This is a genomic window from Protofrankia sp. CiP3, from assembly GCF_917627345.1.
GTDB lineage: Bacteria > Actinomycetota > Actinomycetes > Frankiales > Frankiaceae > Protofrankia.
This window is the reverse complement of record NZ_CAKJTM010000238.1, coordinates 1-499: the sequence shown is the minus strand read 5'-3', so window position 1 is coordinate 499 and position 499 is coordinate 1. Positions and strand designations below refer to the sequence as shown.

The 499-nt window shown below is 66.7% G+C and carries 1 protein-coding gene; it reads left to right on the top strand.

Annotation, left to right across the window (positions count from 1 at the left end):
• Nucleotides 1-401: group II intron maturase-specific domain-containing protein (locus MJ797_RS26820; protein WP_305039806.1), on the top strand; the 401-nt coding region annotated here is incomplete at its 5' end.
• Nucleotides 402-499 lie beyond the last annotated feature (98 nt).

The following is a 499-nucleotide window of genomic DNA, read 5'->3' as shown; positions in this document are numbered from 1 at the left end:
GGACCGGGGCCAAACGTGTCGTCTTCCTTGCCCGCTGGCCGTCCCGCAAGGCGGCCCAGCACGCCCGTGACCGGATCCGGGAACTGACGGCCCGGTCGCGTCTGCTGGTGCCGGTCGACACCGTCGTGCGGCAGGTGAACGCTTTCCTACGCGGCTGGGCTGGGTATTTCCGTTACGGAAACTCGGCGTGGATGTTCGACACGATGCAGACCTACGCCGTGCACCGTCTGGCGATCTTCGTGGCGAACCGTCACAAACGCAGCCGGGCGTGGGGGTGGCGGGTCGTGGCCTACGTCTCACCCGACCACTTTGGTCTGCTCAACCTTGACGGGACCGTGCTTGCTCCCCGACCGAACCGCCCCTGGAGATCACCGAATGCCGGCGGTGAAAGACGTCGGTGAGCCGTGTGCGGGAGAACCGCATGCACGGAATCGACGGGAGGGAGCTGGAAACGGAACGCTTACGCGTCACCGCGCCAGCTCCCTACCCAACCAGCCCC